General features: G+C 60.2%; 11 protein-coding genes. 3 read left to right on the forward strand and 8 right to left on the reverse strand.

Annotated elements, in window-relative coordinates:
- Window positions 1-13: 13 nt before the first annotated feature.
- From CPH89_RS16720 to CPH89_RS16730, 3 genes are read left to right on the forward strand one after another with little or no spacing between them, the layout of a single operon-like run.
- A complete protein-coding gene (locus tag CPH89_RS16720) occupies window positions 14-1,138 on the forward strand; it encodes a GNAT family N-acetyltransferase (RefSeq protein ID WP_053254631.1) in 1,125 nt (374 codons plus the stop codon).
- A complete protein-coding gene (locus CPH89_RS16725) occupies window positions 1,138-2,916 on the forward strand; it encodes a sensor histidine kinase (protein ID WP_053254632.1) in 1,779 nt (592 codons plus the stop codon). Before CPH89_RS16720 ends, CPH89_RS16725 begins: the two co-directional genes overlap by 1 nt.
- Window positions 2,906-4,303: a sigma-54-dependent transcriptional regulator gene (locus CPH89_RS16730; RefSeq protein WP_053254633.1), complete on the forward strand. Its 1,398-nt coding sequence runs from the start codon at window positions 2,906-2,908 to the stop codon at window positions 4,301-4,303. Before CPH89_RS16725 ends, CPH89_RS16730 begins: the two co-directional genes overlap by 11 nt.
- Before the next feature lie 133 nt (window positions 4,304-4,436).
- Here CPH89_RS16730 and CPH89_RS16735 read toward each other — a convergent pair whose 3' ends face one another.
- From CPH89_RS16735 to glpD, 8 genes are all read right to left on the reverse strand, one after another.
- A complete protein-coding gene (locus CPH89_RS16735) occupies window positions 4,437-4,775 on the reverse strand; it encodes a GlpM family protein (protein WP_053254634.1) in 339 nt (112 codons plus the stop codon).
- A gap of 10 nt (window positions 4,776-4,785) precedes the next feature.
- On the reverse strand, window positions 4,786-6,066 hold the full coding sequence (aauR, locus tag CPH89_RS16740; protein ID WP_232005467.1) for a two-component response regulator AauR: 1,281 nt from the start codon (window positions 6,064-6,066) through the stop codon (window positions 4,786-4,788).
- A 65-nt stretch (window positions 6,067-6,131) separates the two neighbouring features.
- The gene (gene aauS, locus CPH89_RS16745; protein WP_053254636.1) at window positions 6,132-8,033 is read right to left on the reverse strand and encodes a two-component sensor histidine kinase AauS; all 1,902 of its coding nucleotides are present in this window, start codon (window positions 8,031-8,033) and stop codon (window positions 6,132-6,134) included.
- A 174-nt stretch (window positions 8,034-8,207) separates the two neighbouring features.
- Window positions 8,208-8,942 carry an amino acid ABC transporter ATP-binding protein gene (locus CPH89_RS16750; RefSeq protein WP_042560754.1) on the reverse strand — a complete coding sequence of 245 codons (735 nt, stop codon included), beginning with the start codon at window positions 8,940-8,942 and terminating at the stop codon, window positions 8,208-8,210.
- The gene (locus CPH89_RS16755; RefSeq protein WP_053254637.1) at window positions 8,939-9,610 is read right to left on the reverse strand and encodes an amino acid ABC transporter permease; all 672 of its coding nucleotides are present in this window, start codon (window positions 9,608-9,610) and stop codon (window positions 8,939-8,941) included. Before CPH89_RS16755 ends, CPH89_RS16750 begins: the two co-directional genes overlap by 4 nt.
- Complete coding sequence (locus CPH89_RS16760) at window positions 9,610-10,356, reverse strand: amino acid ABC transporter permease (RefSeq protein WP_053254638.1); 747 nt, start codon at window positions 10,354-10,356, stop codon at window positions 9,610-9,612. The genes CPH89_RS16755 and CPH89_RS16760 overlap by 1 nt, the downstream gene beginning before the upstream one ends.
- A 194-nt stretch (window positions 10,357-10,550) precedes the next feature.
- Window positions 10,551-11,477, reverse strand: coding sequence for a glutamate/aspartate ABC transporter substrate-binding protein (locus CPH89_RS16765; RefSeq protein ID WP_053254639.1), 927 nt, complete (start codon window positions 11,475-11,477; stop codon window positions 10,551-10,553).
- Between the two features lie 315 nt (window positions 11,478-11,792).
- On the reverse strand, window positions 11,793-13,331 hold the full coding sequence (gene glpD / locus CPH89_RS16770) for a glycerol-3-phosphate dehydrogenase (RefSeq protein WP_053254640.1): 1,539 nt from the start codon (window positions 13,329-13,331) through the stop codon (window positions 11,793-11,795).
- Between the last annotated feature and the right edge of the window lie 198 nt (window positions 13,332-13,529).

A 13,529-nucleotide genomic window follows, 5' to 3' on the forward strand; every position in this document is an offset into this window, starting at 1 on the left:
TTAAGGACAAGACGTGATCACCGCCCAAGCCTTCTCGACTATCCGGGCCATCCAGCGCAGTGCCTGGAACGACTGTTTTCCCGGGGCCCTGGAGGATTGGGACTTTTACGTTGCTGTGGAAAACGCCGCTATCGATGATTTCAGGTGGCGTTACCTGGCTGTTTACGACGATGAAACGCTGGTGGCGGTTGCCGCCGCGTTCATCACTTATTATCGCCTCGACACCACGGTGTCGGGTGCAGGCAAGCGCTTTACCGAGCGCCTGGAGCGACTGTGGCCGGGTGTTTTGCGCCTGGAGTTGTATGCCATCGGCTCGCCGGTGGCCGAGCGTTGCGACGCAGGCATGGCCAGCCATGTTGCCGAGGCGCAGCGCCCGTTGTTGATCAAGCACCTGCTGAAGGCTGCGCGCCAGGACGCCAACGCGTTCGGGATTGGCCTGGTGGCGGTCAAGGACGTGCCGACCAACGACCCGTGCTGGGCTGACAGTTGCCGCTTGGCAGGTTTTCAGAGCATGCCGAGTTTGCCCAGCGGGTTGTTGACGGTGCCTTACGGCTCAGTGGACGCCTACCTGGGCTCGCTGTGCAAGGCCACCCGCAAGGACTTGCGCCGCAAACTGCGGGCGCCGGGCCCGCGGGTAGAGTGGCGGCACAACATTGATGATGTGTTACCTGAGGTGATGCGCCTGTACGAAGACACGCTCAATCGCGCGGACTTGCAGTTCGAGCGCCTGCCGGCGAGTTACTTCACCGGCATCCTTGAACGGTTGGAAGGCCGCGCGGTTTGTGCGCTTTATTGGGTGGACGAGCACCTGGTGGCGTTCAACCTGATCCTGTTGGACCAGCACCGTTTGATCGACAAGTTTTTCGGGCATGACCGCGAGTTCAGCCGGGAGTACAACCTGTATTTCAGAAGTTGGCTGACCAATGTCGGCTATTGTATTCAACACAATATTCCGGTTTACGAGTGCGGTCAGGAGGGGTACGCCAGTAAGCTGCGCCTGGGTTGCGAGTTCCGCGGCAACAGCATGTTCTTCCGCCACCGTAACCGGCTGCTCAATGGCCTGCTCAAACTCGTTAAAATGTATATAAGACCGGACCGATCCGACCCTGCCATGGCTGCTGCGATAAGCGAAACCTGATGATCACCAAGACCCGCCAGAAAGCCCGCCCCTTTGCCATTTCGCGCTGGAGCGTCCAGCGCAAGCTGGTGCTGGCGTTCTGGCTGGTCAGCGTCATCCCGACCATGATCGCTGCCGAGTTGGCGGCGACCACGCTGTCGCAGATATTCGACAGCAACGTGCGTATCTGGCTGCAAGAGTCGACCAAGATCGTCAAGGACGAGATCGGCGACATCCTTCATGACAACGCGCGCATGGCCAAGCTGTTCCTGCGCTACACGGCTCCGCCGTTGAACAAACAAGCTGCCAAGCATGACCGGCTCACCGCCGATATCGCCGAGGCCACCGACATCGACGTGGTCTCGCTGATTCGTGTCAGTGACCACAAGATTATGTTCAGCACGGCCCCTGACGATGTCGTCAAGCAGATCAACCTGACCAGCAACGCGGTGTTGCAAACCATCCAGGTGGCCGGCGTGACGACGGGCCTGGTGGTCTCAACGTTCGAAACCACCCAAGAGGGCGTCGACTACGTGCTGTTGGTGGCCACGTACCTGGACAGCAGCTTCCTCACCAGCGTGGCCGATGTGCACTCCCTCGACCTGCGCCTGTACCTGGCCAACCCCGCGGGTTTTTCCGAGATATTCTCGACTCAGCGTTTCGAAAATCACCCTTCGCGCATCCCGAAGAATGTCGAAACGGCTATGCGCAGCACCAAGCAGCCGAGCGAGCAGTTCACCAATAATTACAGCGGCCTGTATTGGCCCATCTTCAACGACGCCGGCGACTTGCAAGGCGTGATCTTCAGCGGCCTGCTGCGTCATACCAGCCTGGTTGGGCTGGTGAATCAGAGCAATTTGTTCGTGCTGATATTCCTGCTGAGTTCGGCGTTGTCCCTGGGCGCCGGCGTACTGGTGTCACGGCGCCTGACCAAGCCTTTGCGGGACTTGTCCCAAGGCGTCGACGCGGTGATCTCGGGCGATTACGAACATCGCGTATTGGTCAGCGGCGGCGATGAGCTGGCGCAGTTGAGCAGCACCTTCAACCACATGACCGAGCGGCTGGGCGAGCTGCACTACCTTGAGGCCCAGTTACGCCGCCGTGATCGGCTGCATGCGCTGGGCGAAGTCGCGATGGGCCTGGCTCACGAAATCCGCAACCCGTTGGGCATCATCAAGACCGCCACCCAGCTGCTGCACCGTCGCGTCGACCTGCCGGAAACCGACAAGCGCCACCTGGAATACGTGATCAGCGAAGTCAGCCGCATCAACGACCTGATCACCGAGTTTCTCGACTTCGCCAAACCCAACCCGCCCCTGCGGGTGTTGCAGGCGGCGCGTCCGGTGGTGGAAGAAATCCTTGGCTTCTGCAGCCCGGAGCTGGCGACCCATAACATTGATGCGAAAATCGATGATCAGGCCCCCGGCGCGACTATCTATGCCGATGCCAAGCAGCTGAAGCAGGCCTGCCTCAACCTGATTCTCAACGCCATTGATGCGATGCCCGACGGCGGGCGCCTGACCTTGGGCATTCGCAGCGCGGGAGGCAACACGGTGATTAGCATCGCCGACACCGGCCAGGGCATTCCGGCGGATATGATCGAGCGGATCTTCACACCGTTCGTCACCACCAAGGCCTCGGGCACGGGCCTGGGCCTGGCCAAAGTCTATTCGATCATGGAAAGTCACGACGGCAGCATCGAATGTGCCAGTGAGAAAGATGCCGGCGCCACCTTCAGCCTGTACATTCCGGCCCACGGTGAAGACGACGGCGACGATGAGGAAGGTCATGACGCATAACGTATTGGTAGTCGACGACGAGCCCAAGCTCTGCGACTTGCTGTCGTCGGCATTGAGCCAGAACGGCATTCAGGTATTCACCGCAAGCAACGGCCTGCACGCGCTGAAGGTGCTGGAACAGGAAGACATCGACCTGGTGATCAGCGACTGGCGCATGCCGGGCATGGACGGGCCGGCGCTGTTGGCCGAGATCAAGCTGCGTTTCCCTGAGCTGCCGGTGATCGTGATGACCGCCTACAGCACGGTGAAAAACGCGGTGCAGTCGATGCGCAATGGCGCCTATGACTATATTGCCAAGCCGTTCGATATCGATGAGCTGGACATCACCGTAGCCAAGGCCCTGCAGTTTCGCGACATCATGCGCGATAACGCACGCTTGCGCGCCGAGCTTGACCATCATGCGCAGTTTGACAGCCTGGTAGGCGACAGCCCGGCGTTTCGCGAGGTGCTGCATGCCATCGATTCAGTGCGTGACAGCAACGCAACCATCCTGCTGACCGGCGAAAGCGGCACCGGCAAGGAAATGGTTGCCCGTGCCATCCACAAACACGGCAGCCGTGCCGACAAACCGTTCGTGGCGGTCAACTGCGCGGCCATCCCCGAAGGGCTGCTCGAAAGCGAAATGTTCGGCCATCGCAAAGGCGCGTTTACCGGCGCCGTGGCGGATCGGGTCGGGCGCTTTATGCAGGCCGACAAGGGCACGCTGTTTTTGGATGAAGTGGGCGATATGCCCCTGGCGTTGCAGGCCAAGATTCTGCGTGCCTTGCAGGAGCGAGTGATCGAGCCGGTGGGCGACCCGCGCGAGCGCAAGGTGGATGTGCGGGTAATCGCCGCCACCAACAAAAACCTGCTGGATGCGGTGGCCAATAAAGAGTTTCGTGAAGACCTGTATTACCGCCTCAACGTGTTCCCGATCCCATTGCCGGCCCTGCGCGAACGCGCTGAAGACATCGTGCCCCTGGCCCGACACTTCGCCCAGACCCTGAGCGCGACCGCCGGTAAACGCATCACCGGCTTCAGCCCCGAGGCGTTGCAGGCCATGGCCGCTTACCACTGGCCGGGCAATATTCGCGAGCTGCAAAACTGTGTGGAGCGGGCGACCATCGTGGCAGCCAAGCCGGTGATCGAAGACATCGACCTGCCGGCCTACCTGTTTGCGTCCAAGCCTGCCGAGGACGGTGTCACGGCGCTGCTGGGTGACACACCGGGTGTGCCTGCCGATCTGGATGCGGCGCTGGCTGAGGTGGAGAAAACCTACATCATGGCGGCGTTGAATGAGAGCAACGGCGTGCAGGCGGCGGCGGCGGCGAAGATCGGGATTTCCGAGAGAAGTTTCTGGTATCGGCTGAAGAAGCTGGGGATTCAGGTCGACAAGATCGTGCGCTGATCTCCCAGGCACACATCATTGCTCTAAATGTGGGAGCTGGCTTGCCTGCGATTGCGGTGTATCAGTCATCAGATCTGGTGCAGACATACCGCCATCGCAGGCAAGCCAGCTCCCACATGTTTACCCAGTTGGGTCAGGTGTGGACGCGCACCCACACACTCACCAATACCGTCGCCGCCATCAACCACGCCACCGCCGCCACGGCGAGTGACGCCTCCAGGCGCATGCGGTCGACCATCACATACAGCGTCGCCAAATACACAAAATACGGAATGATCGACCACATCCCAAACAGGATCGTGGTCTTCAGGTCGTCCACCGAACGGCCCTTGCCGACGATGTAATGCGCAATCAACGCAAAGGTCGGAAACAGCGGCACCAGCCCTGCGATGTAATAGTTCTTGGTCTTGGCCAGTGCAGCCAGGATCAACACCACCGCCGCGCCCAGGGCGGCTTTCAAAAACAGATCCACACTGTGCTCCTTAGTGGCTCAAGCCGTATTTCTTGACCTTGTCGAACAGGGTGGTCTTGGCCATTCCCAGCTCCTGGCTGGCTTGGGTCAGGTTGCCACCGCTGCGTTGCAGGGCGTCATTGAGCAGGTTGCGTTCGAAGGCTTCGACCGCCTCGGTAAAGGCCAGGCCATGGTTGCTGGTGCCGTTGCCGCTTTTCTTGAAGGCGGGCAAGCCCAGGGCGAAGCGTTCGGCGACGTTGCGCAGTTCCCGCACGTTGCCGGGCCAATCGTGGCTCATCAGGCTCGACACCGTCTGGTTGTCCAGTTCCGGCACGCTGCGATCAAAGCGCAGCGACGACTGCTGCAGGAAGTGTTCGAACAATTGCAGGATGTCTTCGCGGCGTTCGCGCAGCGGCGGCAGCTCCAGGGTCACTACGTTGAGACGGTAGTAAAGGTCACTGCGGAACTGACTGGCGCGGCTCAGCTCGTCGAGGTCGGACTTGGTCGCGGCGATCACCCGGCAATCCACCGCCACGCTCTGGTTCGAACCGAGGCGTTCGAGGGTGCGTTCCTGCAGCACCCGCAGCAATTTGATCTGCAGGTTGATCGGCATGCTTTCCACTTCATCGAGGAACAGCGTGCCTTCGTGGGCGTGCTCGATCTTGCCGATGCGGCGTTTGCCCGCGCCGGTAAAGGCGTTGGCTTCGTGGCCGAAAATCTCGCTTTCGAACAGGTTCTCCGGCAGGCCACCGCAGTTCAAGGCGACGAACTGGTGGGAATGGCGCCGGCTGAAATCATGCAGGCAGCGTGCGACCAATTCCTTGCCGGTGCCGGTCTCACCTTCGATCAACACGTTGGCGGAGGTGTCGGCGACGTTGGCGATCAGCTCGCGCAGCGTCTGCATCGCCGGTGAGCGGCCGATGATGCGCCCTTCCAGGGAGTCGCGCTCAGCCAGCTGGCGGCGCAGCGACCACACCTCGCGCGCCAGCCCGCGTTGTTCCAGGGCGCGGCGTGCCACGTCGACCAGGCGCTCGGGTGAGAAGGGTTTCTCCATGAAGTCATAGGCGCCGTTGCGCATGGCACCGACGGCCATCGAGATATCGCCATGGCCGGTGATCAGCACCACCGGCAGGCTTTTGTCCAAGGCCTTGAGGCGGGTCAACAGCTCCAGGCCGTCGATGCCCGGCAGGCGAATATCGCTGATGACGATACCGGCAAAGTTTTCCCCGATGCGCTTGAGGGCCTCTTCGGCACTGCCGACGCCCACACTGGGAATGTCTTCCAGCGCCAGGGCTTGCTGGCAGCCGAGCAGCACATGGGGGTCGTCTTCGACGATCAGAACGGTGAGGTCGTCTTTAGAGGCAGTAGCGTCTGTATTCATGTCGACTCAGCTTTTTGGGTGCCTGCCAGCGGCAGGCACAAGACAAAGGCCGTACCACCGGTGGCCGGGTGTTCCACGGCAAGGGTGCCGCCCGTCGCCGCCGCGAGGCTGGCGGAAAGCGTCAGGCCCAGCCCCAGGCCTTGCTCGCCGGGTTTGGTGGTGAAGAACGGTTCGAATAGATGTTTGCGGGTTTCGGGGTCGATGCCATGGCCATTGTCGCGCACATGCAAGCGGTACTTGCCGTCGGCGCTGTGGCCGTCCAGCCACAGTTCGGGCGTGGGCTGCGCTTGCATCGCGTCCAGGGCGTTACCGATCAGGTTGACCAGAATTTGCTCCAGGCGTGTCTGGTCGATCTGCAATTGGGCGTTGCTGAAGTCGCGGTGCAGGGTCAACGGCAGGCCATCGAGGCGGGCGCCCAGTACCTGGAACGCGGCGTCCACGGCTTTGCCGAGGTTGGCTTCGCCCTGGTCATCGCCACGCCGGGCAAACGAGCGCAGGCTGGCGGTGATGCGGCCCATGCGGTCGATCAGTTCGTTGATGGTCTTGAGGTTGGCGCTGGCGGTGTCCAGCGCGCCACGCTCCAGGAAGCGCACGGTGTTGCCCGACAGGGTACGCAGCGCTGCCAGTGGCTGGTTCAACTCATGGGCAATGCTGGTCGACATCTGGCCGATGGCGGCGAGTTTGCCGGCCTGGACCAATTCATCCTGGGCGTGGCGCAGGGTCTCTTCGGCCTGGCGCCGTTCGCGAATCTGGCCCTTGAGCCGTTCGTTGCTGGCGCGCAGGTCGGCAGTGCGTTCGGCAATCCGACGCTCCAGCTGGCTGTTGGCTTCCTGCAAGGCTTCGCGCGCGGCAAGGCGGGTGGCGATAACCTTGCGGCGCTCGTTCCAGGCAATCAGCAGGAATGCGACCAGGCCAAACGCGACGGCCACCAGAATGCCCTGGTTGATCGCGGCCCGCCGCAGGTCGTTGAGCGGGGTCAGCAGGGTGAAATTCCACGGTGTATCACTCAGCGGGCGGGTCTGGGCCAGGTAGCTGACTTCATGCTCGTCATTGACCACTTCGCTGTTGGCGGGGAAGGTCAGCTTCTCGGTGCCTTCGTTAAGGCGCTCGCGGGCCAGTGGCTCCAGCTCGTTGAGCGTCGCCCAGTAATATTGCAGGCTGTGCGCCAGGCGTTCCTTGGTGTCATCGCTCAGCGGGCGCACGGCCTTGAGGCGGCGGGCCGGGTCGCTGGAGAGGATGATGATGCCGTTCTCGTCGCTCACAAAGGCTTCGAGGCGCGCGCGCTGCCAGCGTTCTTCCAGGGCTTCGAGGCGCACTTTGACCACCGCGACGCCAATGATCTTGCCGTGCTCTTCCAGGCCATGGGCCAGGTAATAGCCGGGTTCGCCGTTGGTGCTGCCAATGCCATAGAAACGGCCGGGCTGGCCGCGCACGGCATTCTGGAAATAGGCACGGAAGGACAGGTCTTCACCTTGGTAACTGTCGGCATCGCGCCAGTTACTGGTGGCCAATACGCGGCCGGTAGTGTCCATCACGTAGATGGCCCGACTGCGACTGCGTCGGTTCAGGCCTTCGAGGTAATCGTTGACCGTTTTGCGGGTTTCCTGGTTCGGGTCGGCCAGCAGCTTGGAGACGCTCGACTCCAGCTCCAGGAGGCTGGGCAGGTAGGTGTATTTGCTCAGCTCGCTTTCGACGGTGCGGGCGTGCAGCTCCAACTGGCGTTCGCCGTTGTCGCTGAGGGTGCGGATGCCATAGTACTCACTGACCCAGAAGCCGATATAACCCAAGCCGATCATCAGGGCGATGATCAACGGCGGCAGGAACAGTTGGCGAATCAGGCGTGGTTTCACGGCAAGTGATGGCGGTGCGGCGCGAAATTGGTTGGGGTCGCATTTCATCACAGATGCCTTGGGTCAACCAGAGCTTGCCGGCCTGCTCGGTCCAGTGTGGGAGCGGGCTTGCTCGCGAATGCGGTGTGTCAGTCGCTGAATGTATCGACTGATCCAGCGCATTCGCGAGCAAGCCCGCTCCCACATTGGCCTTGTTTTTCAGCAGTGGGAGCTATGTAGGGCTTAGTGCTGCAGGATTTTCTCAAGGAAGTGCTGCGCACGTTCGGAGCGGGCGCTGATATCGCCGAAGAATTCCTCTTTCGGGCAGTCTTCGATGATCTTGCCTGCGTCCATGAAGATCACGCGGTCGGCCACTTTGCGGGCGAAGCCCATTTCGTGGGTCACGCACATCATGGTCATGCCTTCCTGGGCCAGTTGCACCATCACGTCGAGCACTTCGTTGACCATTTCCGGGTCGAGGGCGGAGGTCGGTTCGTCGAACAGCATAACGATCGGGTCCATGGCCAGCGCGCGGGCAATCGCCACACGCTGTTGCTGGCCGCCGGACAGTTGGCCCGGGTGCTTGTGGGCGTGTGCCGACAGGCCGACGCGCTCAAGCAGTTGCAGGCCTTTCTTGGTGGCTTCTTCCTTGCTGCGGCCGAGCACCTTGATCTGCGCGATGGTCAGGTTTTCGGTGATGGTCAGGTGCGGGAACAGTTCGAAGTGCTGGAACACCATGCCGACGCGTGAGCGCAGTTTTGGCAGGTTGGTCTTCGGGTCGGCGATCGACGTGCCATCGACCACGATGTCGCCTTTCTGGAACGGTTCCAGCGCGTTGACGCATTTGATCAGGGTGGATTTGCCCGAACCCGATGGCCCGCACACCACGATCACTTCGCCTTTTTTAACCTCGGTGCTGCAATCGGTCAGCACCTGGAAGTCGCCATACCACTTGTTGATATTCTTGATAGAGATCATACGGCAAACCTTTTTTGCAGACGCTTGACCAGCAGCGAGGCGGAAAAGCTGATGATGAAGTAGACGACACCGGCGAAGATCAGGAACTCGTTGGAGCGGCCGATGATGTCGCCGTTGGAGCGGGCGGAGTTGAGGAAGTCCACCAGGCCTACGGTGTAAACCAGCGAGGTGTCCTGGAACAGGATGATCGACTGTTGCAGCAGCAACGGGGTCATCTTGCGGAACGCCTGGGGCAGGATGATCAGACGCATGGTCTGGCCGTAGGTCATGCCCATTGCCTGGGCTGCGCCCATCTGGCCCTTGGGAATCGACTGCACGCCGGCCCGTACGATTTCACAGAAGTACGCGGCTTCGAACATCATGAAGGCCACGACGCAGGAGGTGAACGCCCCGATCGGGGTGTCTTCGCCGGTGATCCAGCGCAGCACGAACGGCACTGCCAGGTAGAACCAGGTAATGACCAACAGCAGCGGGATCGAGCGGAAGTAGTTCACGTAGGCGCCGGCCAGGCGCGACAGCAGTTTGTTGGACGACAGGCGCATCAGCGCGAGCACGGTGCCCAATGCGATGCCGCCGATCACGCCCATGACCATTAACTGCAAGGTCATGACCATGCCGTTCCACAGGCCCGGGATGGCGGGGATGATGCCGCTGAAATCAAAGTCCATTATTTACCCCCCACGGAGATCAGGCCGGGCACGGCGACTTTCTTCTCGACCAGGCGCATCAGCAACATCAGGCTCATGTTCAAGGTGAAGTAGATCAGCGTGGCCAGGGTGAAGGCTTCAAACAGGTTGGCCGAGAACTCGGCGGTCTGTTTGGTTTGCGCCAGCAATTCCATCAGGCCGATCAAGGACGCCACGGAGGAGTTCTTGAACACGTTGAGGAATTCCGAGGTAAGGGGCGGAATGATGATGCGGTAGGCCTGTGGCAGCAGCACGTTCCAGTAGATCTGTGGCAGCTTGAAGCCCATGGCACGCGCGGCGGCTTCCTGGCCACGTGGCAGCGCCTGGATGCCGGTACGCACCTGTTCGCACACACGGGCGGCGGTGAACAGGCCCAGGCACACGACAACGCTCAGGTAAGCCGAGGTGGTCGGGTTGAGGTCTTGTTTGTACCAGTCCTGCAGGTTTTGCGGGAGCATATCGGGTATCAGGAAGTACCAGATAAACAGCTGAACCAGCAGCGGCACGTTACGAAACAGTTCCACGTAGCAGGTCGCGATGCCCGATACGAGGCGGTTTGGCACAGTGCGCATGACCCCCAGAATGGAGCCCAGCAACAAGGCGATAATCCATGCCACGACGGCGATGGCAATGGTCCAGCCCAAACCGGAGATGTACCAGTCGAGATAGGTCTCGCTGCCCACGCCGGTGGACTTGAAGAACACGCCCCAGTCCCAGTTGTAATTCATTAGGGTCTCCCCTCGAAATCGATCGATGTACAAGCACCCGCTTGGGGAAGATCCTTTCCCGCCCGACGTTGAACGTCAGGCACACACGATCGGCTCGAAAACCGCCAGGTCGAGTGTTCCACATTAAAGCCAGCAGGTAGTAACAGACGCCTGAGGGAGGGTTGGCTCCCTCAGGAGATAAGGTTAGTCAGGAATCAGATTTTTACGTCAGGCGCTGGTTTGTCGCTTGGGTTAGCGATCAGCTCCTTAACCTTTTCACTCATCGGGAAGTTCAGGTTCAGGCCTTTAGGTGGGATCGGGCTTTCGAACCACTTGCTGTAGATCTTGTTGATTTCGCCGGATTTGTACAGGGCGACGATGGCGTCATCCACGGCTTTCTTGAAGGCCGGGTCGTCTTTACGCACCATGCATGCGTAGGCTTCAAAGGACTGCGGCGTACCGGTGATGACCCAGTCGTCCGGCTTCTTGGCCTTGGCTTCTTCACCTGCCAGCAGGGCGTCGTCCATCATGAAGGCTACGGCGCGGCCGCTTTCCAGCATCTGGAAGGATTCGCCGTGGTCTTTGGCGGAGATGACGTTCATGCCCATCTGCTTGTCGGCGTTCATCGCTTTGATGATGCGCTCGGAGGTGGTGCCGGCGGTGGTCACGACGTTTTTGCCTTTCAGGTCGGCAAAGTCAGCGTAGGACGGCTTGCCATCCTTGTCTTTCTTGACCAGCAGACGGGTGCCGATTTCGAAGATGTTAACGGTGAAGTCGACTTGCTGGGCGCGTTCGGCGTTGTTGGTGGTCGAACCACACTCAACGTCCGCAGTGCCGTTCTGGATCAACGGGATACGGGTTTGCGAGGTCACCAGGTTGTACTTGGTTTTCAGATCGGGTTTGTTCAGGTCTTTTTTCAGTTGTTCGACGATAGCCAACTGAATGTCGTGGGAGTAGCCCACTGGTTTGCCCGAACCGTCTGCGATGTAGGAGAACGGAATGGAGCTGTCGCGGTGCGCGAGAGTGATGGTGCCGGAGTCGTTGATTTTCTTCAGTGTGCCGGTGAGTTCGGCGGCGAAAACTGGAGTGCTGATCAGAGCAGCAGCGATAGCTGCGCCCAGGATATGGGGAACGATGCGCATCAATACTTCCTCGACATTTGTTTTTTTTATGAAGCCGGCTAAACGGCTCTCTTGTACAGCGAATGCCCGTAACGGCTCCTGAAGCGTCCTCAGGCAATCGTCAGGGAGTGTAGAGCATGAGTCGTGCCATACCTGAAACAAAAGGTTATCTGTTTGATTTATAAGGAGATTAACTTTGTGTTACTGGCAATTTATGGCTATCAGGTCCGGCAAACCGAATGGTGCGGGGTGTGCTGTTCGGAAAACCGAATGCCACGACCGGCATAAAAAAGCCCCTGGGCCATACGGCGCAGGGGCTTTTTTACGCGGTGCGGATCAGGCCGCTTCAATCTTCGTGCGGTTCTGCTCAACCTTGGACAGGTAACGTTGCACGTTTTCCTGTTCTTGCGCGGTGGTGAACAGGCCAAGCTTGGTACGGCGCCACAGGACGTCCTGAGGTTGAGTCGCCCATTCTTCGGCACACAGGTAATCGACTTCGCGGGTGTACAGGCCACCGCCGAGGTGGTCGCCCAGGTCGGCCAGGGATTGCACGCCTTCCAGCAGGCGCCAGGTGCGGCTGCCATAGGTCGTGGCCCAGCGGCGCGCGATCTCGTTAGGCACCCAGTCGAACTTGGCGCGAATCGCCTCGGCCAGCGCTTCTGGCGTGGTCATATTCTCGCCGCCAGGCAGGCTGGCGGTGGCCGTCCAGCTTGGGCGCATCTGCGTGAAGTAAGGCGCCAGCTGTGCCATCGCCGACTCAGCGAGTTTGCGGTAGGTGGTGAGCTTGCCGCCGAACACTGAAAGGATCGGTGCTTCGCCCGTGCCGCCCGACAGCGACAGTGTGTAGTCGCGGGTGATGGCCGAGGGGTTATCCGACTCGTCGTTGCACAGTGGGCGCACGCCGGAGTAGGTGTGGACGATGTCGGCGCGGCTCAGTTGCTTCTTGAAGTGAGCATTCACCACGTTGAGCATGTAGTCGGTTTCACCTTCAGTGATCGCCACTTTCGCCGGGTCACCGGTGTATTCACGGTCGGTGGTGCCGATGATGGTCAGGTGGTTCAGGTACGGAATGGTGAAGACGATGCGCTGATCTTCGTTCTGCAGGATGTGCGCGTGAGCGCCTTCGTACAGTTTCGGCACGATCAGGTGGCTGCCCTGGATCAGGCGGATGCCGTAGGGCGAATCCAGCTTCAGGTCTTCCTTGATGAACTTGGCGACCCATGGGCCGGCGGCGTTCACCAGTGCACGAGCACGGATCGAGAACAGGCTGCCATCGGCGCGTTCCATGTTCATTTCCCACATGCCGTTGCTGCGGTGTGCGCTGACGCAACGGGTCTGGGTGTGGATGTGCGCACCTTTTTCACGCGCGGCCATGGCGTTGAGTACGACCAGACGGGCGTCGTCGACCCAGCAATCGGAGTATTCGAAGCCTTTGGTGATCTCGCTTTTCAGCGGGCTGTCAGGGCCGAACTTGAGGCTTTTAGAGCCGGCCAGTTTTTCGCGCTTGCCCAGGTGGTCATAGAGGAACAGGCCGGCGCGAATCATCCACGCCGGACGCAGGTGCGGGCGGTGCGGCAGCACGAAGCGCATCTGCTTGACGATGTGTGGCGCTTTGGCCAGCAGCACTTCACGTTCTGCCAGGGCTTCGCGCACCAGGCGGAATTCGTAATGTTCGAGGTAGCGCAGGCCGCCGTGGATCAGCTTGCTGCTGGCGGAAGAGGTGTGGCTGGCCAAGTCGTCCTTTTCACAAAGGAATACCGACAAACCGCGACCGGCTGCGTCTGCTGCAATGCCGACGCCATTGATCCCGCCACCGATTACGGCAACGTCATAGACTTCGGCAAGCGGTGGAGCAGGCAAGGTGGAAGGGTTCATCGGCTGGCCTCGCGATTTATTCGTCTTGGAATTCGAACATTAATGTTCATTTGCGAAAATGGTAGCTGATAAACGCGCGCACAGCCACCCGACTTCGATTGAAAAAACTCATCGAAGGGCAGGGAAAGGAACAATTGTGAACATGAGCTTAGGGCAAGCTCAAGAGATGGGGTGTCGGATCTAACGCTATCGCGGGCA

It is taken from the genome of Pseudomonas fluorescens, assembly GCF_900215245.1.
Taxonomy (GTDB): domain Bacteria; phylum Pseudomonadota; class Gammaproteobacteria; order Pseudomonadales; family Pseudomonadaceae; genus Aquipseudomonas; species Aquipseudomonas fluorescens.

Excerpts from the sequence above, each read along its gene's own strand:
- CPH89_RS16725 (WP_053254632.1), top strand. The coding sequence starts at position 1,138 with ATGATCACCAAGACCCGCCAGAAAGCCCGCCCCTTTGCCATTTCGCGC.
- CPH89_RS16730 (WP_053254633.1), top strand. The coding sequence starts at position 2,906 with ATGACGCATAACGTATTGGTAGTCGACGACGAGCCCAAGCTCTGCGAC.
- aauS (WP_053254636.1), bottom strand. The coding sequence starts at position 8,033 with ATGAAATGCGACCCCAACCAATTTCGCGCCGCACCGCCATCACTTGCC.
- CPH89_RS16750 (WP_042560754.1), bottom strand. The coding sequence starts at position 8,942 with ATGATCTCTATCAAGAATATCAACAAGTGGTATGGCGACTTCCAGGTG.
- CPH89_RS16755 (WP_053254637.1), bottom strand. The coding sequence starts at position 9,610 with ATGGACTTTGATTTCAGCGGCATCATCCCCGCCATCCCGGGCCTGTGG.
- CPH89_RS16760 (WP_053254638.1), bottom strand. The coding sequence starts at position 10,356 with ATGAATTACAACTGGGACTGGGGCGTGTTCTTCAAGTCCACCGGCGTG.
- CPH89_RS16765 (WP_053254639.1), bottom strand. The coding sequence starts at position 11,477 with ATGCGCATCGTTCCCCATATCCTGGGCGCAGCTATCGCTGCTGCTCTG.
- glpD (WP_053254640.1), bottom strand. The coding sequence starts at position 13,331 with ATGAACCCTTCCACCTTGCCTGCTCCACCGCTTGCCGAAGTCTATGAC.